Raw genomic sequence first — 21,233 nt, 5'->3', positions numbered from 1 at the left:
GGCGCTTGATACCCGCCCGCTCGAGCGCCAACGTTCGGGCCGCCGCTCCGATTCAGTGTCGGTCTCCGCCTGAAGCGACGTACTCGGCTCGATCTCGAGGAACGCGGAGAACTCGAACGATACTACCGCTTGCTTGCTCAGGAGAGGGGAACCACGTCTTATTCCAGACCGACCATCCGGTGTGCAGTGGCGCGCGCTGGGCCGCGGCGAACTGCGAGGCCTGAACGAAGTGAGGGCCTCGGTATTGTGAGCGGTGACCGCAGGGAACCGCGAACCGACGGTGAGCCGCGACCCGATTCTGCGCGAGGGATGAGTGAGTGACCAACGGGAACGAACGAATCGGCTGGGGAGGGCGTGGCGATTCCCTGTTGCCACGATAGCAGGACGCTTCGTCTCCTCTAATCCCATCTATAGTAGCCACTGAAACGATTTACACACTGATCGCAATGTAGTCGCACGATTAGGTGTGCAGTGACTTTCAGTGGCTACTAGAGCCCACTAATCCCTAACCCACTGGTCCATTCTCTTGGCTGCACACCGATCGCACAGCCGTCGTGCAATGGGGTATGCACTGTGTACTGACTTCCAGTAGGTGCAAAAGACGCTCGAGAACCCGTCTCTCACGAATAGACTACGACGAGTCCGACGTGACCCACGCTCGAGTCTCACCGTCGTCATCGATGTCCACCTGCGTCCCGACATCGTCGAACGTGACGCCGCCGTAGGCGACGCTGCTACCGGGCCCCGAGTAGATGCCGACGGTACCACAATCCGCTGCTCGAGCCGTCGTGAGCGTTACGTCGACGTTCTCTCGGAATCGGAACGCCTGATCGTCCGACCCTTTCGCAGTTACGGTACTCATCTTCAGATCGTCCATCTCGTCGAAGATGATCGCGTTCGTGAACGGGCCGTCGACGACGACGTTCGAGATCGTAGCGCCGTCGAATCCGGCGGCGTACAGCCCCGATCCGGCAGCCAGATCGCCGTCGTCGGTTCTGACCGTGGTATTATTGATCGTCAGTTCTCGTCGCCCGCTCTCGACATGCCCCAGCGTGATCCCCCTCGCGGTATCGATACACGAAACGCCATCGATCGTCAGATCCGCGACCGCCTCGTCGGGGTCGGCCCTGATCGCCGTATACTCGCAGCCGGTGATATAGCCGTCCATGATCGTGATCGACTCGTTGCTGCCGTGGTGGAGGTGAACGCCGTGCTCTGGGCCGTTTTCAGGAGCGATCTCGAAGTTTTTGAGGGTGCAGTTCCGGGTCGGGGTGTCATCGTCCTCGACGAGCGTATACTCGCTCCCGTCCCACACGCCGTTCCAAGACGCCCCGGAGTACTGTGCGTCGAACTGCACCGGCGCATCCGATCCGCTCTCGCCGCCTCGAGTCGCCCAGTAGCCGTCCACGACGACGTTTTTCGACGAGACGACGTCGATATGATGATTGTAGGTGTGGTCGCCGTAGATGTTCTCCAACCGGACGTTCGCCGCGTGCGCGGGCATGATCCCGGTCGTCTTCGGCGTGTCTATTCGGACGTTGCACACCCCCCAGTTCGACGCGCCGTCGTATTCGGTCGTGTCGAAGCCCCTGTTGGCGAGGAGCGCCCGCCCCTCCTCACCGTCGGGCCGCGTCCCCTCGAGGACGGTCGAGCGACCCGCACCCATGACGATCGTATCGTCGCCCACCAGCGGCGTCCGCTCGAGCAGGTATCGACCCGGCGGGAAGTAGACGATCCCGCCACCGGACTTGTCGACCGTCTTCAGGAGGTCGTGGACGGCTCCCCCGACCTCGGTTTTGCCGTCGCCCTCGATTCCGTGGGCCTCGACGTTCCACACGGGAGTCTCTGCGGTCCGCGCGTGGACCGCGTGTGCCGCTTCGAAGTGACTCGTTCCCGGAACCGGTTGCTCGGCGCTCCCTCGCCCGCCGAAATACTGCCAGTCCTCGCTCGAGTCGTCCCAGCGCCAGGTGATCCCCTGATCGGTCGCGTGAAACAGTTCGTCGTCGTACTCGCCCGCTACGGGACGCTCGGTGATCGGCCCGTGGACGATCGCGTGCTCGTCGACCGCCTCGACCGTGTCCGTGTGGTCCCACTCTTCGCCCTCGTCAAACGTTCCCAGCCCGAGCCGCGGTGTGTCATCGGCCACGCTTATTCGCCTCCGTACCCCCGTCCGTACGCCGTTCCGTAGCCGGATATCGCGGCCTCGCTGTTGGTACACCCGGCAAAGGTAACGCACGCGCCCGACACCGCAAGGAGGACATCCCGTCGCTGCAGCGCTGAACCGTTCATAACAGCTGACTCTCTCGATATCATATAAAAATGGTCATGTAATAGGTGAATCGGCCGTGCCTGGACTCGCGGCGCGACGCCAGCCCGATATCGGCTCGACTCGTCGGTCACCGCTCGCGTGTCCCGACCGACTCGCCGGACAGTCTCGAGATCCTGACGCGCTACGTATCGCCTCGAGTGGCCTACGGAACAGGGTGAGAGCAGGAAAAGACGGTGAAATGGTATAGTAACAACTGCAACGATTTACACACTGATCGCTCAGTCCGCGGTTCTCGCTCACTACGTTCGCTCACGGCTCGCTTCGCTCACCGTTCGCATCTCCGCGGTTCTCGCTCACTACGTTCGCTCACGGCTCGCTTCGCTCACCGTTCGCATCTCCGCGGTTCTCGCTCACTACGTTCGCTCCGAACCGCGTTCGCTCCGAACCGCGTTCGCTCCGAACCGCGTTCGCTCCGAACCGCGTTCGCTCCGAACCGCGTTCGCTCCGAACCGCGTTCGCTCCGAACCGCGTTCGCTCCGAACCGCGCTCGCTCCGAACCGCGCTACTGTCGTGCGATCAGGTGTGCAATGACTTGCAGTGGCTACTATAGTTGCCACCTGTACGTCGTGCGGTTCCGTATTCGCCGCACAAATCGCCTCCGACGGCTCAGTTCTGCCAATCGGACGGCCACAAGGGTGCCAGTGTGGATCGGACGAATTCGAACCGGCAACGAGTTCCCGCGACCGGAATTTTGCGGGAATTTCGGACTGACCCGTCTCGCTCGAGGGAAAGAATCGTTGAGTAGACGACGATGGCGACGTACAGGACGGCTGGTATTGTTTCGTCGTCTCCCGTCCACACGGCCGTTCGGGCTGTACCATCATCCAAGATAAGATGGTCCGCTCGAGCGATCTCCCGCTGCTCCGTTGGCACGGTGGCGGCGATCACCGCGGGACCGAGCAAGCGAAAATCGCGATCAGTACCCTTTTTGATAGAACGGTAAGTGGGGATGCCTCCGAATGGGTGGGGGAGAGGGGACTCGGAGGCAATTAGTTGTTTTTGGTTATCACTATTGATTGTTCCGATTGGTATAAGATAATCAACAAGACTATATCTACGAGATTCAAAGGCACAGATGGCGGGGAAAGGATTCGGTCGTTGCCTGACTGAATCTGTCCGACTTCGAGACATACGGAACCTCGCCGCACCCCTGAGATCGTTCCACCGTGAAGTCAATAGCCAAATTGTCAAACTCGATCTCAAACCCACCCACTTGACACACCACCTATGGGGGGAGGGGGCTCCGGCGCTGGCCCCTGGCCGGCGCTTCTCGAGACGAAAATTCAATCAGTAGTGACAGCGATCTCGGTATCGACATCGAACGTCACTGCTCGAGTCGAGAGCGTCTTGGCGATCTCCCGGCGCTGCTCGAGCGTCAGGTCGTCGCGCTCGAGGACCTGGCGGGACGCCTGGACGAACTTCGGTACGTCGTCGCAAGCGCTCACCACCGCTTTCGTCTTGTTGTAGTCGTAGAAGTCGGCTGCGCGTTCGATTGCGTCTCGTCGGTACGCATAGTCGCCGTCGGTTCTGATTCGCATACTCGTACACACGACCCCCGAAATCCTCGTTTTTTCGGCTCACTGGACGGCCCATTTCGGCCCAAAACAGGCGGAACGTGTCGGTCGTCCAGAGAAGAACGCGGCCTCGATCGACCGAACGAACTATTCGATTTTGCGACCTCCCTTTATTCCGCCGATAAGAAAATAAAATGTCTGGCAGGCACAGTTGAGAATGCCGTTTTAGCGTCCTACGCGAGAAAGACGGGCCGGGATGGACTCGTCGGGATTTGAACCCAGAGGTAGACGGTCGCTCGCTCTGCTCGCGCTGCGACTACCAGGGCTTCAAATCCCGACTTCGACGACGATTTGCGCCGCTCGAGAATTTGCTCGCGGCGCAAAATAGTGGACTCGTCGGGATGGTGAAACCCCGCCGAGTCGGGTAGTTTTGCAAATCATGATTCTGCTTGTTATTCTGGTATATCTTGCCGACGAACCGCCATCTTCTCACGTTCGGTTCTCGCGTCGTAGTGCTCGTACAGCACACTGAGCGAGACATCCATTCGTTCGCTGACCGTCTCAGGTGCCGTTTCCTCGTTTAGGTGATTCGTGATCGCACCGCGACGGACCGCGTGTGGCGATCGTGCCGATGGACACTCGGCCAGCTTCGCGTTCTTCCCTCGAGCCTCGCACTCGTCCGGCGTCCGGTCGTGGGGACACTCAGCGTACGCGCACGGGTGCAACGCCCGCATCAACCACTTGTAGATCGAGTGGCCAGTGGGTCGAGTACTCTGCTGCGTAGTGAACAGCGGTCGGCGACCGTGGTCGTCGACGACGTCGTTCCGGTCGGGATTGTTCACGAAGTCGTCGAGGATCTGGAACCACCGCGGACCGAGGTAGACCCAGCGACTTCCGTCATCGCCGTTCTTCAGCGGCGTATCCGTCTCGGGACGGTGCTCGACTCGGATCGCCTGGTCCTCCTCGTCGAGATCGCCGACATCCAGTGCGCGCACCGCGCCCCGGCGCAGCCCGGTCCGCCAGATCAGTGCGATCAGGGCGTGGTCCCGGCTCGCGTAGTGATGTCGATCCAGGTATCGAAGTATCTGCTTCGCGCGACCGGCCTCGAGGAACACGTCGCGAGACTGGGCACCGTCCGGCAGCTCCGGAGCGTGAAGCTTCTCGGCGAGCCCATCCTCGACGGCTTCGATGTCTGCCCACCACCGTAGGGCCATCCGAACACTACTCAGCTGCTTTTGCAGCGTGATCGGCGCGACATCACCCTGTCGCCAGCTGACGAACAACGAAAGATCACGACCAGTCAAGTCGTTCAAATTATCGACCTCTTCCTCGTCGCACCACTCGAGGAACACCGACAGGCGGTGCCGGGCGTTCTGCATGGAAGACTCGCGGACGCTTGGCTTCCGATGCTCGAGGAACATATCGACGCCTTCCTCTGGAGAGAGGGGCTGTAGATCCTCGCTCACCGTCTATCCCCCAGCGCCTCGAGCGTATCGCTGCAATTACAGTATCCGATACTCTTACCGTGGTAGCGTGCCAGTTTCGTCATGGTCTCACTGTTATGGGACCGCGGACGAACCGCGTGCGCCGCTTGGTGGAACACGGGGCGCGCGCGACTGCCGTCCGTCGGCTGATTGTACTGACTGTACCCCTCCCACTTAGTCGTCGGAAACCCCTTTCCGATACTTCCGATAAAAGTAGCGTTCGGTGACTGACTCGTTCTCGTGACTGTTGAGCGGTGGTTCAGTGTGATTCCGATAGTTCCGTTATCGGAACTCGGGGCGGCCGTGGGCCGTGGGCCGTGGGCCGATCGATGCCGTCTATCGGGGGCTTTATCCCCCGTTGCGTTGCGCGAATACATGCTTCCGTAGCTTGGTTACGGAGGCCAGGCGGGCCGGTGTCCCTGCACCGGGTCCGCGCTTCTGACGAGGACCCGACCGGGTAGCGGCGGGTCCGTCTGGCTTCCGTTGCGCCGACCAAAACACCCTATTTACTTATATCTAACTGACGAGATCGTTAGCTATGAACAACGATATAATTAGTTTGCGAACTATGATCGGTCGAACTTTCAAGTTTCAACCGCCAGAGCAGGCAAGATGCGACGGCCACGGGTGTCGTGGATGACGAACGCTGACGATCATATCCTTGAGTTTCTTCTAAACGAGGGAAACCGAGAAATTGTTGCTACACCCCGTGTGATTGCTGAGAATATCGATTTCAACCCCGGATATGTCCGGCAGAGAATGAGTCAACTACTGGACGAGAGTCTTGTAGAATATTACGACGAAGATGCAGGATTTTACCAGATCACCGACCGCGGCCGCGCGTATCTCGAGGGAGAACTCAAGGCCGAAGAGTTGGAAAAATAGCTCCGCAATCTATCGAACCGTCCCTAACGTCCGTGCTGCGTCAGCCGACACGACGATATCCCGCTCTGAAAACCGAACCCCACCGCCCGCCACATCGTCGATCAGGTTGGCCAGCGACTCGAGATACTCTCGATTTCGATCCTCTCGAAGCGTGAGCGTCGCTTTCCCTGCGTGTTCGGTCGCACGATTCTCGAGATAGGCGAACACAAACTGTTCGCGAACGCTCGCGGGCGCCTCGCTGAGATACGCCGGGAGCGTTAGTTCCTGGTCGGCTTTCGGCCCGACCGGAGCGCCGAGGACAGAGAGGACGCGACCGAGCACCGAGGCGTCTTCGGACGGGCGAGCTTCGTCCCCCCGGCCGTCGCGATCGCCGACGACCGTGTAGGCAACACCGGCCAGCTCGAGGGCGTCGAAAACGTGGCTGTCCTCGCCGCGGTGGTTGATCGCGAAACTCGGTTGGTAGTGTCGCTGCTCGATCGACCCGCCCGAAAAGACGTTCGCGACGAGCATATTCAGTGCCGTGAACTCGGGGTCGCCGTAGTCCGCTGCGAGCCAGCCATAGTCGCGCGCCGTCTCGAGGCCGCGGACCACATCGGGAGCACCGCCGTCGTCGATCCACGTTCGGATTCTCGAGCGCGGTGTCTCGGTTGCGGTGGAAACGGCTTGGGAGCCTTTGTTCGGGTGCTTCGACGCATATCGCATTACGTCGCGGTACTCTTCGACGGTTTCCCACGGATCGGCATAGGCCCCGCCGTCGTAGGTGCGCGCGAGTTGTTTCTCGTCGATGATCGGTTCCGAATCCGGCATGGGTATCTCGTGTGAGCGAATCGGCAAATCCGTACCGGTTTTTCGGGTTCGTGGCTAATCGCCAGATAGCGGCGCTTCAAGGCGGCGCTGTAAGGCTTCCGTCAGACGCTGCTTATCAGATCTGAAACCGTCATTTCTGCAATGATGTTTCACTATTGCCTAAATATATATAGGGTCAATTCAGTGTCGGCTATTAGCATCAGACGACGACGGCTGGAGAAAGCACGACGGGGTTGGTTCCTCATTCCCCTTTCCGCATTGCGCGGTTCGACAAGGGGTCAGATAAGCTTTCCCACCGTTCACGCGTCGATGCGTAGAACTATGATAGACGGAAAATCAATTCGGAATAAGCTGATCGGATCGGACGATGAACGCGCAGTGTCACCTGTAATCGGAGTGATACTTATGGTTGCGATAACTGTGATCCTCGCGGCCGTGATTGCAGCCTTCGTGCTGGATATGGGTAGTGGGCTGGATGAAAGTGCTCAAGCGGGCGTGGATGTCGAAGGAGACGGTTCAGACTCGGTGCAAGTGACTCTCGAATCGCTCGGTAACGCTGACCAAGTTGAAATTAAAAAGTCGAATAGTGGAACAGACGCTTCATTCGACAATAGCCAAACGCTGGATGAGGTCGGTACTTCGACTACAGCCACACTCACCGGTAGTGACGGCCCAACTGAATATAATGTAGTTGCCACTATTGATGGGTCGGGAGATACGATCGTGGCATCCTTCACAGTGGCTGGCCCAACTGCGTAAAGGGAAGTAACGTCGCAGTTCACACATTTTCTACTAGCCTGAACATCTTCCGGGCATGTCGAACCCGTATGCACTCGGCGTGCCGATCAGGCTTGCGCTACTCGGCGCATTCCGAGCACGTGGAATACGCTGATTTCGACGGTTGGGATTCCGGTGGTGTAGCGAGTCACATCAGACACATCGGACATTCGCCCGGGGCCGTCTCAAGTTCGTCGCTACAGCCTGGGCAGTCGATTGGTTCCGGCACTTCGAGGTGATCGTCGCTCACGCGTCGATTCCCTCGACCAGCTCGAGCGACCACTGGCCGTCGTCGATGTGACGGATGTGGATGTGATAATCGCCGTCGATCTCGCCGTTCTCGTCGAGAAGGCCCTCGACGCGCATGTCGTCTTTTGGGAGCGTAATTCCGACCGAGTCTCGATCTAACTGGCGAAGTTTGTTTAGCGCCATACCCGGCAGGCAACCCGTCCTCTCATAAAACTTGGTGACTATCTGGAATACCAAGGGATAACCGCCGGAACCCTCCGGTATTCCGAAGTATTTCGAAGAGAGGGGTTGCGGACCGAGCGTATGGCTCTTAGCCTACCATCAAACGCGGTACCAGGCGCGGTACGGCGTGAAGACGGAATTGACCTGATTGACAGCGTGCTCGCGCCGCTGTTCGTGCTCGCCACGATCTCCGTCGCGGCGGTCGGCACGTTCAGCCTCGGAGCACCGTTCAACACCGGGTTCGACGGCGTCCTGTACAGTTCGCAGGGGACGGAGGTTACCTACGGATTCCTCGTCTCGATGATCACCGTGATCGTGGCGTGGGTCACGAACGGTCAGACGACCATCGAGGACTACACCGACATGGAGACCGTCACGCTCCTGCTGATGTTCATCCTGAACATCCTCTCGGCGCTCGTCCCGGCCGTCTCGCACGCTGTCGCTTCGATGTGGCCGCTCGGCTGGTTCATGGTGTTCCTGAACGGAGCGGGATTCTACCTGATCGCCTACAAGTAAACTGGAGGGACAGCACATGAGTAACCAATTTTCGACGGTGCAGCGTCTCGGGTTCGTCCTGTTAGTCGCGGCGGTCGCGACTGTCGGGCTCGCGGCGATCGGCGGCGCACAGGCGGCCGACTACTCGACCAACGAAACGGTCGAACTCACGAACAGTACGGAGCCCATCACCGTCTCGCTCGACTGGAACGAAACGATAGACGACTCGGCCAACACGTCGGCCACCGTCACGTTCTACAACGAGACGGAGTACGCGAACGACTCAGCGAACGCGACGGTCGCCTTGGAGGACTCGATCGCCGCGAACGCGAACAACACGACCGAGGTCGAGTACAACCAGAGTGACGCTGGCCTCGAGCTGGACGGCGAGTACCGAGTGGTCGTCACCGGGCCGGATTCGGCGATCGACAGCGCGAGCATTTCGGACAGTTCCGGGTTCCTCGGCGGCGTCTTCCCGTCCGGCGGCGGTGATCTCGGCGGCGGGATGCTCGCGGGAATCGCCGTGATCGGGGCGGCACTGATCGGAGCGGCAGTAATCGTCCTGCGGGACTAACGAGACGAAACTATGAATTCTAAGATTTTCGACCGTTCGGACGCTGAGTTGTACAGATTCGCCGTTCTCGGGTACTGCCTCGGGGCCTCGGCGCTGACCGTCGTTCTCGCGGCGATCTCCGCCGCGGGGGTGATCTGATGGCGGCCCAAAGCCCACAGCCCACGGCCCACGAACCAGAGCCGGGCTGCACGCTCAACCGGCGCGACTTCGCGAAAGCGGTCGGGATGGCCGCGGCGATCGGCGCGGGCGGGGCGGCCTCGAGCGGAACTGCGTCGGCGACCGTCTCCGGGCTGACCTACATGCCGGGCGCGCCAACTGTGACCGGCCTGCTGTTCGCCGAAGCACTCGGCTCGGCCGGTTTCAACGAGGACCCGACTCGGGACAAGATCACGCTACACAACCAAGCGACCGGCGCAAAAGCGTGGTGGGACACCACACTCGACATGATCCGCGACTCACGGCTCGAGGACGCGGCGATGGTCGCGAATATCGAGGCTCGAGCGGCGTACGCCGACGAGTACGAAGCGGGCGGCTCCCAAAGCGAATGCCGAGACGCTGCGTTGCAGGCGATTTCAGAATTCTTCAACACACCGGCGAAGAACGCAACCGAAACTGTCGCCTCGGCGCTGTCTGAAATCGGCTATGCGGCCGAAGCGGCCCGCGCTGACTCCGATATTGATGATCGCTTTATCGCGTTCACAATCGGAGACAGTGACTATTCTGGCTCTGGCTCGGTCGATGAGTCGGGGTCGCAGGTCAACGACGCAAGCAACCCTGTCACGCACACGGTCGAGCTTCCGACCGGCGACACCCACGAGGTCGACGCACCGGACCTCTCGCACGCATGGGACAATGGCGATTCGATCACGATCACGCTCGGGGACGTGCAAAGCGGCTACGACGACACCAACGAGGAGGTTGTACTGACAACTGACTCCGATAACGAGGTGACGTCTCATCTTCCGATCACGGTCATGAGCGTTCCCGACGCCGATCTAGTGAGCGAAACCGTCCTCGTTCTCGAAGAATGGGCCGACGTGATGGACGAGATTCAATCGCTCTCGTCCGAGGTCCGTGGAAACTACGGGTCGACACTCAGCGGCGACCTGTACGACGCGCTTGATAACGGCGATATCTCACCGTCGGACGTTCGCGGCATCGAAGGTATTGCGTCACACCTGTCCGGCTCGACGGACGCGACCTCGAGCCGCTACCAGATGGCGCTGATGAACCAACTCGGCCTCTCTCGTAACGACCTGAGTAACGTGGCCTCGATGACCGCCACCTATTCGGGATACACGGGACGCGAAATTAATCGCTCCAGTGGCAAGATCTCCAGTGTTGAACTCACAGACGAAGAGGATGGGCTTCAGATGGAAGGCCAGCTATTCGCTGATTTACTCGGCGACACGACGTTATCATCTGGTCAAACCTACTACTGCGGCCCCAAGGTCCTCAACGTCTATCAGTCCGGCACAGTAGCCTGCACTGATGCGTACACTGGCGTTACGTACTGGGAGGCGTCCCTCGGAAACGATGCACCCGACGGTTTCGGCGCATCGTCTGATGGGAGCCGTTTCGCAGTGTCTATGGTCGGACAGCTGAAAATGTATCAATCTGAGAGCCAGTCGTTAGAATGGACGTGGGACCCGTCCCAGAACCCCGGCTCTGTCGCGCTCCCATCTGACGGCTCGGCGGCCTATGCGATACGGTATGGTGGCGAGCTCGAGAAGATCGTCGACGGCTCGTCGCAGTGGTCCACATCGATCTATTCCTCAAGTTCCTACGACTACGGCATCGATGTTTCCCCAGACGATGAGACGATCGTCGTCGGCAACCCTGACGGAGAGCTAACTGGTCTCGACACCACTGGATCTGAGACCTTCAGTTACTCCGGACTGGGCGGTGTCAACGCCGTTGAAACCGATGGCGAAACGTCCTATGTCGCCCATAGTGACGGTGTAGCTGCTGTAGACTATGAGGGCAACGAACTCTGGACTACGTCACCAGTCGCCACTGGCGGCGACTGTGCTCTCTCGGGGTCAAGGCTATACGTCGCTGACGACAGCGACGACAGCATATACGCCCTCAACGCCGAGGACGGAACTGAGATCTGGCAGTCCACGTTCACCAACTCCGGCGGTCTCTCGCTGTCGCTCACGCCGTCTGGAACCGGCTTGAACGCTGGCGACTCTGCCGGGGACACTCATGTCCTCAGCACCGCTGACGGGACTGCAAAACGGTCTTTCTCCCACGGCGGCGGGATCTACGACCTTGCCACCCTGCGGCCCGATACTGAGGCGGATGGCGACCTCGGCCGCGCTGTGTTCTTCGATGTGGTCAACGGTGAAGAGCACTCTCTCTATAACGGCACCGTCACGATTGACGTACTGACCAACAAGGACGGCGAGACGATCGACGAAGGCGAATCGTTCGAATGGGACCAACCCGATCACGACGCGACCGACATGACCGAATACCGAGACCAGGTCGAGGAAACGAGCGAGGAGCACAAAGACGCGATCGCCGAGGAAGAGGAGAACGACGGCCCCGGCCCGATCTTCGGCAGCGGGAACCCGCTCGAGGGCGGTGGCGGGTTGCTCGGACTCGGCATCATCGGTGTCGTCATCCTCGCCGTGATCGGCATCGTGACCGACGCTATCCCGGGGCTGGGGAACTGACCGATGCGACGTCTTTTCATTGTTGCCACGGTCGTAGCGCTGGCGCTCGCGATGGGCATGGGCGTTGGGCCAGCCGTCGCGCAGAGCAACGAGACGGTCAACCAGACGAGCGGCGAGCAGGCCGCTCAGGCCGACGGGGACCGTGTTCGGATCATCGACAACGAGACGCGAGTGGTCGATTGGAGTTACGAGCCCGGCCGGTTCACGCTCGAGATCGAGGCCGACGAGCCGACCACGATCAGCATCACCGAGTCGGGGGCCTTCGAGGAGGGTGCAAAGAGCTTCAACTACGGCGAGCGGGAGTTAGACGAGGGAACGCAGACGGTCACGTTCATGGTTTCGCCGCGACAGGGAGAGAAGGGCGCGGCCGTCGCGATCGCCACCCAGAAGTCGCTCGACGCGGGCGGCGGCGCGATCGTCTCGACCGGGACGGTTCAGGCCAACCCGTTCCGTCACTTCGGCGGTGAGACGGGGCTCTTCTCCGGCGTTCTCATGACGGTCGGCTGTGCCGCGCTCGGTGCCTGGTACGTCGTCCGCTCCGAGGAATCCGGGGTGGTCGAGGCATGAGCGACACGAGCGGCACCTTCGGGAACTGGAAGGACCGACTCACCTACGTCGTCGCCGAGGCGCAGCTGCTCGTCTTCGCGGTGCTGTTCTCACTCGGCGTTGCGATCCTCTGGATTCGGCCGTCTGTGCCGGGTATCCCGCCGATATTCTTCGGTTGGTTCGCGGCTCTCATCCTACTTGGGCCGCCGCTGATAGCGATCTTCGTCACGGGAGCACGGAAGCTCCGCGACCGGCGAATGACGACGGTCTACCACATCAACGGCGTCGATGATGTGCGGAAGAAATACTACGTCGAGCCGGAGTTGTGGAGCCAGAAGACAGTCGAGGGGCCGTCTCCGTACGTCTGTAACGACGGCGATGCCTTCGAAGTCCGCGAGTTCACGCATCACGAAGAAATTGACGAGTTGACCGTCAGAGGCTGCTATATGTCGCAGATGGCCGACTCGAAACTGGTCACGACGAAGACCATGCTCGAGGACATTCACGGCGATCTCATCGACGCGTTCCTTGAGCTCAACCAGCTCCGCGGTCGGGTCAGCAAGATGGGGCTGCAGATTCAGGGCGACGTGATCAACGAGGAGGCCGAGGCCGACGAGCGCGGATTGATGAACCCGCGGACGGCCGTCAAAGATCGGTTCGAATCGGCCAAGGAGGACGCCGCTGCGTCGGACGATGACGAGATTCAGGACGTGGGTCAGTACGTCGATGAATACACCGAGGGGCACGGCCCGAGAACGCCCGTCAGAGCGGAGGAATCGGCTACAGAACAGGCTGCAGCTACCGATGGAGGACATGAATCATGAAGGGATTCACTGACCGAGAGAAGGCGATCGTTGCGTGGGCACTGGCTGTCGGAATCGTCGTGGGCTTATGGGCGGGACTGTTCATGCTCCCGGCCGAGGCCCTGGACGTTCCGACTGACCAGCGGGAGACCTCTTACGGCGAGACCGTCGAGCGAGCGGTCTACCTTCCGGTTCCACGGATATTCTTCGCCGTCACGGTCACTGCGCCGGTTCTGGCCGGCTGGTACAGCTACTCTCGGCTTTGGACTGAGCCGAGCGAGGAGCCCGATGAAGACGTGCAGAACGCGGTTTCTGATGGAGGGAGTGAACCATGAGCGATGAGCAAGACAACTACACAGTCGGCGGCTTTCGCGAGTATCAGGACGGAAATCTCGAGCGCGACCCCGAAGAAGTCCTTCGGCATTCGGGGTTCGTTCGCGACGAGCAAGTGGATCGACAGCTAGCGATGCGGGCCGTTCATCACGACACGGATCGGTGGGACACGAAGCCCGCGAAGGACTACATGGCGGTCGGCAAGAATCGGAAGATCCTGCAGGCCGAAGGGAGCGAAACGGCGCGTCAGGCGCTCGAGAACGGCGACACGCTCACACTCAAACACTACATCGGCGATCCGTCTCAGGAGGCCGACCTCGCCGGAATCAAGGCCATCACGCGCCTGCAGGAGATCGTCGCCGGACCCGCGCCGGTCATCGTCCTACTCGGCGAGATGGGGGACGGGAAGACCGATTTCTCTGGGCTGTTGGGCCAGCTCCGTGAGCGGTGGGTTGACGGAAACCTTCTCGTCGGTTCGAACATCCGCACGCTCGAGCGGACGAATCGCTGGGTCCGTGACGACGGCTCCGTCGAAGATGGCTGGATTCCGAACTACCCGCTGCTCGAGGAATGGGTCAGTCAGGACGGTGACCCGGTCGAGAACCCGCAGCAGCCGAAGCTGTTCATCGGCGACGAGTTTTCGACGAACGCGAGCGGAGCCGGCGAAGACGGCCACAAGGTGCGGAAACTGATGGGGCCGCTTGTGTTCAAGATCCGCAAGTACGGCGGCGCTCTCATCTACATCGGCCACGACGAGAGTTCGATTCATCCGATGCTCTGGCGCGTCGGAACGATCATCAAAAAGACCTCGCAGAAATCCGCGGTCGTCGCCGATCGTGTCTCGAACGGAAGTCTCGTCGACGTGGATCCGCGCCCGCTCGAGGGGATCCCGCCGACCGACTGGTCGTTCAACACGAACGACGAAGCCGACTGGAGCTGGTCCGCGCCTGGAGGCGACGAGAAAGACGAGGCGATCGCCGAGAAAGACGTGAAACGAGTCGCTGCATGGACGATGGAAATCTGCCGTCGACAGGGAATGTCGTCGCGTGCAACCGCCGAATTCGTGCCGTACAGTCACGCTACCGTCTCGAATTGGTGGGACGACATTGACGAGGGCGGCGAAAAGGCGGAATGGGTTTCCACGGTTGAACAGGTGATCGCATGACTGCGTCGGGGTGTCAAGCTGTAAAGCGTAACTATCCCCCCTTTAGAGTAGCCCATAGCCCACCGCGCTCGCTCCCTACCGGGAGCGAAGCGACCGATGGGCGCGCGGTTCGAGGCCAGCGGAGGAGTATATATATCGGCGCGCGACGCGCGTGGTCCGCGTGAACCGCTCGAAGCGGGCGAACCACTTCGGGACGGCCGTCGAGAAACGGATGGCCGAGAAGCGTCGCTTCGATCTCGAGCGGGGCAGCTGGCACGACGCGAGGTTCGGGAACGGAACGCCCGTCGAGATCAAATCGACAATGCACGAGCATTCCGACGGCCAGCCCGGGAACTGGAAGGTTTACCGCGAGTACCACGAAAAGCTCCGGCGTCACGACGGCTGGTACTGTTTCGTTGTCTACCGGCCACATGGGCGATCGGGCTGCACGATTCTTTGTGAGAAGATGGTCCGCTCGAGCGATCTTCCGCTACTCCGGTGGCACGGTGGCGGCGATCACCGCGGGACCGAACAATCGAAGATCGCGATCGATACCATTTTTTGACAAAACGGCAGGTGGGGATGGGAATGCCTCCGAATGGGTGGGGGAGAGGATGGTCGGAGGCAAGCAATTGTTTTCAGCAATCACTATTGATAGTTTCGGTAGGCATCATACAGCCGACAAGACTATGTCGATGTGATACAAAGAAATGGATGGCGGGGGAGAGGATTCAGTCGTTGCCCGACAGAATCTATCCGACTGCGAGACAGACGGAACCTCGCCGCACCTGAGATCGTTCCGGCTTGAAGGTCAATCGCCAAATTGTCAAACTCGATCTCAAACCCTCCCACCTACAGATCACCTATGGGGGTGGGGGCTCCGACGCTGGCCCTTGGCCGGCGTTTCTCGAGACGGAATTCAATCAGTAGTGACAGCGATCTCGGTATCGACATCGAACGTCACTGCTCGAGTCGAGAGTGTCTCGGCGATCTCCCGGCGCTGCTCGAGCGTGAGGTCGTCGCGCTCGAGGACCTGGCGGGACGCCTGGACGAACTTCGGTACGTCGTCGCAGGCACTGACCACCGCTTTGGTCTTGTTACAGTCGTAGAAGTCGGCTGCGCGTTCAATCGCGTCTCGTCGGTACGCATAGTCGCCGTCGGTTCTGATTCGCATACTCGTACACACGACCCCCGAAATCCTCGTTTTTTCGGCTCACTGGACGGCCCATTTCGGCCCAAAACAGGCGGAACGTGTCGGTCATCCAGAGAAGAACGCGGTCTCGAGTGACCGAACGACTCGAAATATGCACACGAGGGTTCGCGTCTCGTGTGCATATTCGGGGAACGGGATTTGTCGACGTGCAACCCCAGGGGAGAGAGAGACAGAGCAGTTTGGTAGACGTGTGAAACGATGAAGAAGAGTATTGTCTAAGAAAGCAGTGATTCTGGGATTTCTGGTTCTAAGTCATTTAGGTCAACTCTCTCAAGTCTATCTGCTATTTTCACGAGAGCCTGAAGGACATCCTCAGGTAACTCGTTAGCGTTCATACGTTTGGAAATGTACAATCCATCAGTCGCTTTATTGAATATCCCCTCCGGATTTTCTAATTCGCTATGCTCTTCAGCGTATATTTTTTGGAGTACTATTTCTTTATCATCAACTCCTTCATTTTCATCAATTATCTGTTGTACTGTCTCTTGAGACATTTCAAAATCTTCAGCGATTGCTCGAGAATTGAGAAGATATTGTTCGATACCGTACGCATTCCACACAAATATGTTATCAAGAGAGACATCCCACCATTCGTTACCATCATCTCTTGCCATGGAATCATACAATTGGCCTTTTGCTTCTTCTATCGTTATATCATGCTTATCAATGATAAATAGATGAGGAATATTAAAAGATGAAAGCAACTTCACTAATGATTTAGAATCTCTCCTCATACGGTCAATACCTTCTAATTCAACTACTTCTACACCAAATTCGTCAAAATTGAGTCCGGCTGTGCTTCCAAATTGCTTCAATATTCGTTTATCTGATAATCCTTCTACAAATATAACTGCTTCCGATTGAAGCAATCCGCTTTTTTCGTAACCAAGATCCTGCAATTCGACATCAACTTCATCAGGTTCAATTGATCTCAGAACCGTCCGATCTTGTCGATCAACACGTGTAATACTGCTGGCCCTAGTTTGATCTACAAATACATCAGAATGGGTAGAAATGACAACACGTATGTCTTTTTTAGATACCAAATCACGAATTAGATTGAACACCTTTCGTTCTGCACCCGGGTGTAAATGTAACTCCGGTTCTTCAAGGAAAAGGATATCCGAATTTTCTGAGGCCCAATAAATTTGTGTGAGAAGTACCAAAATTTCCTTTGATCCAGAAGAAATATCTGACGATTTGAACTTTATATCGAAATTTTCTTCATTGACGACTATAGTCATATCGGATTCTCTCAGATCAGTATCGTATTCTACTGAAATGTCAGTCACGCCATCCATAATGTCCACATAAGAAGAAGCAATATCCTCAAACATTTCAGGGTGATTTGTTTGTAAAGAATTTAAAACCTTAACTAGATTAGTTCCATCTGATTCAAGTTCGGTGGTATATCCTGCTGTATCAATATCTCGCGGCACACGGAATGGGTCCACAAATCTCCAGGTTTTTATGGAATCTTCTATTGTTTCTCTTATTTCACTTCTATCAACTACATCATATTTCCTATAAAAATCATCGATTTCTTGCCATTCGCTGCCATCGTCTATGTAAAACATTTTGTTGCGGCTTCTGCGACCAGTACCCTCTACAGATATCTCATATTTCACTTTGTTTAGTATAGAAGAGTTCTCAATCCTGGACTTTGCTTTCCTGTGTTTTGAATTTGTCCTATTTATACCCTCATATATGGACTGTCTTCGTTCTTCCGGGAAACGGTATACAAGAGAAATCTGGAATTGGCTGTCAATATTCTTTCCCATAGCTTTGTCCAGAAACCATTGTTGAGAATAATCATGGCCTGGCCTATTTTCTTCTAATTCCTTTAGACTGGCAAATGCATCAATCACATTTGATTTCCCAGAATTGTTTTTACCAATTAATACAGATATGTCAGAAAAACCCACACTACCCTGCCCAATACTCTTGAAATCATGGAAATTCGCTTCTATCAGTTGAAGTCTCATTCTTAATCATACTAAGGCGCTGATCCTATTATGATGTTGGGGTTTTTGGAGTTGACGGCCTCGCGACTCCATGAGATTGGGTCTATCCAAGTGACATCAGAAGAACGACACTAGATAAGTGGTACAGAGGCTTTTCCCAAATCCCAATAATAGCACTACCAACCACCGTTTCGTGTGCTTCAACTGGAGATCTGCGTGCGGAGGCGGGGGTGGGGCGTTGTAATTTTTTGGCTCAGTCCCCTTGGGGACACCCGCCAAGGGGGCTTTCGCGCGAAGCGCGAAACGACCCCGCAGGCGTTGTGGCGCGGTCGCGGCGATCGCCGCGGCTACCCCGACCGAAAACAACTCAGCTTGTGAAAATCAGCCGCTAATGAAAGTATGGTTGCGCAAACGAAACGAAGGGGTAGCGTTGCCACTATCGAGGCCGGTTCAGCGATCGGCGACAGCGCCGACGAATCCGGTTTCAGTCCCACCGCCGGGAGTCTTCCAGGTCAGCTCGATGCTGCGGAGCACCGTCGGATCGTTGCCCGACTTCGACCACTTCTCGAGGGCTTCGCTCGCGATCGTGGCGAGATCCTCGAAGCTATCGGCCTTCAGCCGGGAGAGGATCGTATCGATCCGCATCCGCCGGGGCTCGCCGTGTTCGTCGAACTCGAGGTCGGCCCCGTTCTTCGCGAGCCACTCCTGGAAGGGCGACGACTCGGCAACGTGATCGGCTAAGCCCATGATATGTTGCATCCGATCGGCGTAGCTCTCGATCGCGTACTCGGCCGACTCGACGAGCGCCCGCAGCTCCTCGCGGTACTTTCGAGCGCGGAACGATACGTCACCCTGGTCGAGATCAAGGACTTCGCCGAGATCGTTGATCGCCCGGTAGATTGTTGCGGGGTGTTTCCCCAGCTCGTCGGCCAGCCCGTCGATCGTCGAGCCGCCGTCCGTCGCGACCGTCTCGGTGACATCGCGGGCGGTCTCGCCCATATCTCGCAACGTCGTCATCAACAGGTGATCTGACTTCGCTTCGAGGCGCGGTGTCGGATCTTCGTACAGTTCGACCGGCTTCTCTCGAGCTACCGCGTCGAAGTGATCGTCGGCGATGTACACGCCGTTTCCGTCGGGACCGAGCGGGATGTCTTCCCAGTGGAGCGCGTTCAACAGCGTCTCCTCGATCTGTTCGGTCACCTTGTGCCGATCGGCCCACGCCCATGCCTCCTTGTCGTTCATCGACTTGTTGACCAACACCTCGACTTTCGGGTGGTAGGACGGGTGATTCTTCGAAACCGCGTCCGGGTCCTTCAGCTGGTAAATCTCGAACTTTCGCCCGTAGGTGTGGCCCGGTAGGAGTTCGCCGGCCGATGCCGGATCGAGAAACAGTCGATTCTGGTGGTTGATCGCTTCCTTGTTGTTGATATGGAGTTCGGCCTTCACCCCCTCGAGGTCGGACAGATAGTGCGCGACCTTCTGCAGCACACCGGCCGACGAGAGCTTTTCCGCCCACTCGCGACGGATTCGAACGTAGCGCTCGTACGCCCACATCCGGCTCGCTTCGTGCGGCTCGGCTCGGAAGTAGTCGGGATGAATCCGCTCGTTGGCGTGGTCGAACACCGCTCCAAAGAATTCCGGCAGTAGCTCGAGGCCACGATCGGGTTCGATATTGCTCGTGTGAAACTCGACGTCGACGCCGTCGACCTCGCCAACCTGATTTTCCCACGGGAGCTGCAGTTGCTCACCGCTTTCCCAGTGGCGCATATCCGGGAACCGCGGGCCGATATTGTACGACGCCTTCCGCTCGCCGCGCCCACGGCCCACGATATCCCATTCGTAGAGCCGTTCGGCGTTGATCCCGTCCGACAGTCGCGGCGCGAACCCCGACTTGCTGTAGCGCACCTCCAGGTGCCACGGCTCGCCGTCGATCTCGGTGTCGATCTCGACGTAGCCCTCGAAGGGTGGACCGAGCATCACCGACGACAGCGCGTCGTACGGACCGCGACCCCAATCGGGCCACTTCCAGCGGCCCTCGATCTCGTGCGGGGTCGTCTCGACCTGAGCCATCATGCGCCTCCAGCTTCGGCGAAATCGGCCAGCGTCGCGTCCGGGTCGTCGTCGCTCTCGTCATCACCGGTGTCGACAGGGATCGTCGACGGGTCCGGGTGATGGACGATCTCGACGTCTTCGAGTTGAGCGACGACCGCATTCGCGAGCAACCGGCGGTGGCACCATCGGGCGTCCTTTTCCCAACAGACGAGCCAGATATCCCGCTCGCGAGCACGGTCGGCCAGCTCCGTGAGTACGGCCTGCGGGCCGGCCCGCTCGAGGTACTCGAGATACCTGCGCTCGTAGTCGACGGAGTTCCACGCGATCGCCGCGGGGTTCGGCTCGCCGTTGTCGGCGGCAGCCTCCTCGACGGCCTTGTACGCGTTCAACAGGTCCTCCGGCGGTGCGACCGCAGGGATGTTCCGGTCCGTGATCCGCTCGACGAACTCCCGCGGATAGCGGACTACACCGAAGACAGCATCCCCGTCGGCAGGCTCGAAACTCGAGTTGAGACCGCCGAAGTAGGTCGTCCGAACGGTCACAGCGAATCACCCACCGTTACCGACGGATCGACGCCCGCCGGATCGATCACATGCGACCACGCGAGTTTCGCGACCTCCTGTTCCGAGCGCGAGCCGCCGACCTCGTACCACCGGTCGGCCAGCAGCTCGTCGACGAGCGTCGCCGGCACGATCGCCCGGGCGACCTGGGGCAACCCCGGCCGCGGAATGTAGACGACGAACAGGTACATCCCGGCCGCCTCGAGCAGTTGTTCGTGGGCGGCTCGCTTGACGTAGAACCGCCCGCGAGTCGAATTCGATCCGTTGCTCGTTTCGATCTGGCAGCCTTTGATCTCGACCGGAACGCCCGGCTCGACGAGAACAATACCGTAGAACGGCAGCGACCGACTCGCCTCGAGAACGGCCGTCGTCCGAGCGTCGTGCCAGGTGGCGGTGTGATCGCTCACGTACTCGAGCGCGTCGACGACCTGGATGGTCTCGGCCTCGAGTGCGTCGCCGCTGGCCTTCGAACTCTCGAGTTCCGACGCTCGAGAACTCATAGTGGCCCCTCTCGCGCGTTTCGAACGACGCGCGTACACGACGGGCACAGACGACGAAGCGCGACGATTCGGTCACCACAGCGCTCGCACTCGTCTGATTC

General features: G+C 58.7%; 22 protein-coding genes. 11 read left to right on the top strand and 11 right to left on the bottom strand.

Annotated features, from left to right (window positions below; genetic code table 11):
• Window positions 1-631: 631 nt before the first annotated feature.
• From ACEWFR_RS07305 to ACEWFR_RS07290, 4 genes are all read right to left on the bottom strand, one after another.
• Window positions 632-2,146 carry a glycosyl hydrolase family 28-related protein gene (locus ACEWFR_RS07305; protein ID WP_374060401.1) on the bottom strand — a complete coding sequence of 505 codons (1,515 nt, stop codon included), beginning with the start codon at window positions 2,144-2,146 and terminating at the stop codon, window positions 632-634.
• A 2-nt stretch (window positions 2,147-2,148) separates the two neighbouring features.
• Complete coding sequence (locus ACEWFR_RS07300) at window positions 2,149-2,289, bottom strand: hypothetical protein (RefSeq protein WP_176548170.1); 141 nt, start codon at window positions 2,287-2,289, stop codon at window positions 2,149-2,151.
• 1,323 nt (window positions 2,290-3,612) lie between these two features.
• The gene (locus ACEWFR_RS07295) at window positions 3,613-3,867 is read right to left on the bottom strand and encodes a hypothetical protein (protein ID WP_374060400.1); all 255 of its coding nucleotides are present in this window, start codon (window positions 3,865-3,867) and stop codon (window positions 3,613-3,615) included.
• A 428-nt stretch (window positions 3,868-4,295) separates the two neighbouring features.
• Complete coding sequence (locus ACEWFR_RS07290) at window positions 4,296-5,309, bottom strand: tyrosine-type recombinase/integrase (RefSeq protein ID WP_374060399.1); 1,014 nt, start codon at window positions 5,307-5,309, stop codon at window positions 4,296-4,298.
• 654 nt (window positions 5,310-5,963) lie between these two features.
• Here ACEWFR_RS07290 and ACEWFR_RS07285 point away from each other — a divergent pair.
• Window positions 5,964-6,212 (top strand): ArsR family transcriptional regulator, encoded by a 249-nt coding sequence (locus tag ACEWFR_RS07285; RefSeq protein WP_374060398.1) that lies wholly within the window; start codon window positions 5,964-5,966, stop codon window positions 6,210-6,212.
• A 9-nt stretch (window positions 6,213-6,221) separates the two neighbouring features.
• Here the strand turns inward: ACEWFR_RS07285 and ACEWFR_RS07280 are convergent, their stop codons facing one another.
• Window positions 6,222-7,019: a hypothetical protein gene (locus ACEWFR_RS07280; protein WP_374060397.1), complete on the bottom strand. Its 798-nt coding sequence runs from the start codon at window positions 7,017-7,019 to the stop codon at window positions 6,222-6,224.
• 321 nt (window positions 7,020-7,340) lie between these two features.
• Here ACEWFR_RS07280 and ACEWFR_RS07275 point away from each other — a divergent pair, with 321 nt between their 5' ends.
• Window positions 7,341-7,778 carry a type IV pilin gene (locus ACEWFR_RS07275; protein WP_374060396.1) on the top strand — a complete coding sequence of 146 codons (438 nt, stop codon included), beginning with the start codon at window positions 7,341-7,343 and terminating at the stop codon, window positions 7,776-7,778.
• Window positions 7,779-8,042: 264 nt separating this feature from the next.
• Here the strand turns inward: ACEWFR_RS07275 and ACEWFR_RS07270 are convergent, their stop codons facing one another.
• Window positions 8,043-8,228 carry a hypothetical protein gene (locus ACEWFR_RS07270; protein ID WP_098724878.1) on the bottom strand — a complete coding sequence of 62 codons (186 nt, stop codon included), beginning with the start codon at window positions 8,226-8,228 and terminating at the stop codon, window positions 8,043-8,045.
• A 120-nt stretch (window positions 8,229-8,348) separates the two neighbouring features.
• Between ACEWFR_RS07270 and ACEWFR_RS07265 the strand changes: the two genes are divergently transcribed.
• The 9 genes from ACEWFR_RS07265 to ACEWFR_RS07225 all read left to right on the top strand — a co-directional run bounded on the left by ACEWFR_RS07265 (window position 8,349) and on the right by ACEWFR_RS07225 (window position 15,408).
• Complete coding sequence (locus tag ACEWFR_RS07265) at window positions 8,349-8,783, top strand: hypothetical protein (protein ID WP_098724879.1); 435 nt, start codon at window positions 8,349-8,351, stop codon at window positions 8,781-8,783.
• A 16-nt stretch (window positions 8,784-8,799) separates the two neighbouring features.
• Entirely contained in the window at window positions 8,800-9,336 is a 537-nt protein-coding gene (locus ACEWFR_RS07260; protein WP_374060395.1) for a hypothetical protein, read from the top strand.
• Between the two features lie 12 nt (window positions 9,337-9,348).
• Complete coding sequence (locus ACEWFR_RS07255; RefSeq protein WP_255680852.1) at window positions 9,349-9,474, top strand: hypothetical protein; 126 nt, start codon at window positions 9,349-9,351, stop codon at window positions 9,472-9,474.
• Window positions 9,474-12,017: a PQQ-binding-like beta-propeller repeat protein gene (locus ACEWFR_RS07250; protein WP_374060394.1), complete on the top strand. Its 2,544-nt coding sequence runs from the start codon at window positions 9,474-9,476 to the stop codon at window positions 12,015-12,017. Before ACEWFR_RS07255 ends, ACEWFR_RS07250 begins: the two co-directional genes overlap by 1 nt.
• Window positions 12,018-12,020: 3 nt before the next feature.
• Window positions 12,021-12,584 carry a hypothetical protein gene (locus tag ACEWFR_RS07245; RefSeq protein ID WP_374060393.1) on the top strand — a complete coding sequence of 188 codons (564 nt, stop codon included), beginning with the start codon at window positions 12,021-12,023 and terminating at the stop codon, window positions 12,582-12,584.
• Entirely contained in the window at window positions 12,581-13,387 is an 807-nt protein-coding gene (locus tag ACEWFR_RS07240) for a hypothetical protein (protein ID WP_374060392.1), read from the top strand. Before ACEWFR_RS07245 ends, ACEWFR_RS07240 begins: the two co-directional genes overlap by 4 nt.
• Window positions 13,384-13,701, top strand: a complete 318-nt coding sequence (locus tag ACEWFR_RS07235) for a hypothetical protein (RefSeq protein WP_374060391.1) — start codon at window positions 13,384-13,386, stop codon at window positions 13,699-13,701. The genes ACEWFR_RS07240 and ACEWFR_RS07235 overlap by 4 nt, the downstream gene beginning before the upstream one ends.
• Window positions 13,698-14,864 (top strand): hypothetical protein, encoded by a 1,167-nt coding sequence (locus ACEWFR_RS07230; protein WP_374060390.1) that lies wholly within the window; start codon window positions 13,698-13,700, stop codon window positions 14,862-14,864. Before ACEWFR_RS07235 ends, ACEWFR_RS07230 begins: the two co-directional genes overlap by 4 nt.
• A 160-nt stretch (window positions 14,865-15,024) precedes the next feature.
• Window positions 15,025-15,408, top strand: a complete 384-nt coding sequence (locus ACEWFR_RS07225; RefSeq protein WP_374060389.1) for a hypothetical protein — start codon at window positions 15,025-15,027, stop codon at window positions 15,406-15,408.
• 354 nt (window positions 15,409-15,762) lie between these two features.
• On the opposite strand, the gene ACEWFR_RS07220 is transcribed toward ACEWFR_RS07225, so the two are convergent.
• The 5 genes from ACEWFR_RS07220 to ACEWFR_RS07200 all read right to left on the bottom strand — a co-directional run bounded on the left by ACEWFR_RS07220 (window position 15,763) and on the right by ACEWFR_RS07200 (window position 21,132).
• Window positions 15,763-16,017 carry a hypothetical protein gene (locus ACEWFR_RS07220; protein ID WP_374060388.1) on the bottom strand — a complete coding sequence of 85 codons (255 nt, stop codon included), beginning with the start codon at window positions 16,015-16,017 and terminating at the stop codon, window positions 15,763-15,765.
• 254 nt (window positions 16,018-16,271) lie between these two features.
• Entirely contained in the window at window positions 16,272-18,041 is a 1,770-nt protein-coding gene (locus ACEWFR_RS07215; RefSeq protein WP_374060387.1) for an AAA family ATPase, read from the bottom strand.
• A 429-nt stretch (window positions 18,042-18,470) separates the two neighbouring features.
• On the bottom strand, window positions 18,471-20,090 hold the full coding sequence (locus ACEWFR_RS07210) for a DNA-binding protein (RefSeq protein ID WP_374060386.1): 1,620 nt from the start codon (window positions 20,088-20,090) through the stop codon (window positions 18,471-18,473).
• Complete coding sequence (locus tag ACEWFR_RS07205; protein WP_374060385.1) at window positions 20,090-20,614, bottom strand: DUF488 family protein; 525 nt, start codon at window positions 20,612-20,614, stop codon at window positions 20,090-20,092. Before ACEWFR_RS07205 ends, ACEWFR_RS07210 begins: the two co-directional genes overlap by 1 nt.
• On the bottom strand, window positions 20,611-21,132 hold the full coding sequence (locus ACEWFR_RS07200; protein ID WP_374060384.1) for a hypothetical protein: 522 nt from the start codon (window positions 21,130-21,132) through the stop codon (window positions 20,611-20,613). The genes ACEWFR_RS07205 and ACEWFR_RS07200 overlap by 4 nt, the downstream gene beginning before the upstream one ends.
• Between the last annotated feature and the right edge of the window lie 101 nt (window positions 21,133-21,233).

Source organism: Natrinema sp. H-ect4, assembly GCF_041894845.1.
Taxonomy (GTDB): domain Archaea; phylum Halobacteriota; class Halobacteria; order Halobacteriales; family Natrialbaceae; genus Natrinema.
Note: the sequence above shows the minus strand (reverse complement) of the source record. Positions and strands in the feature narration are given on the sequence as shown.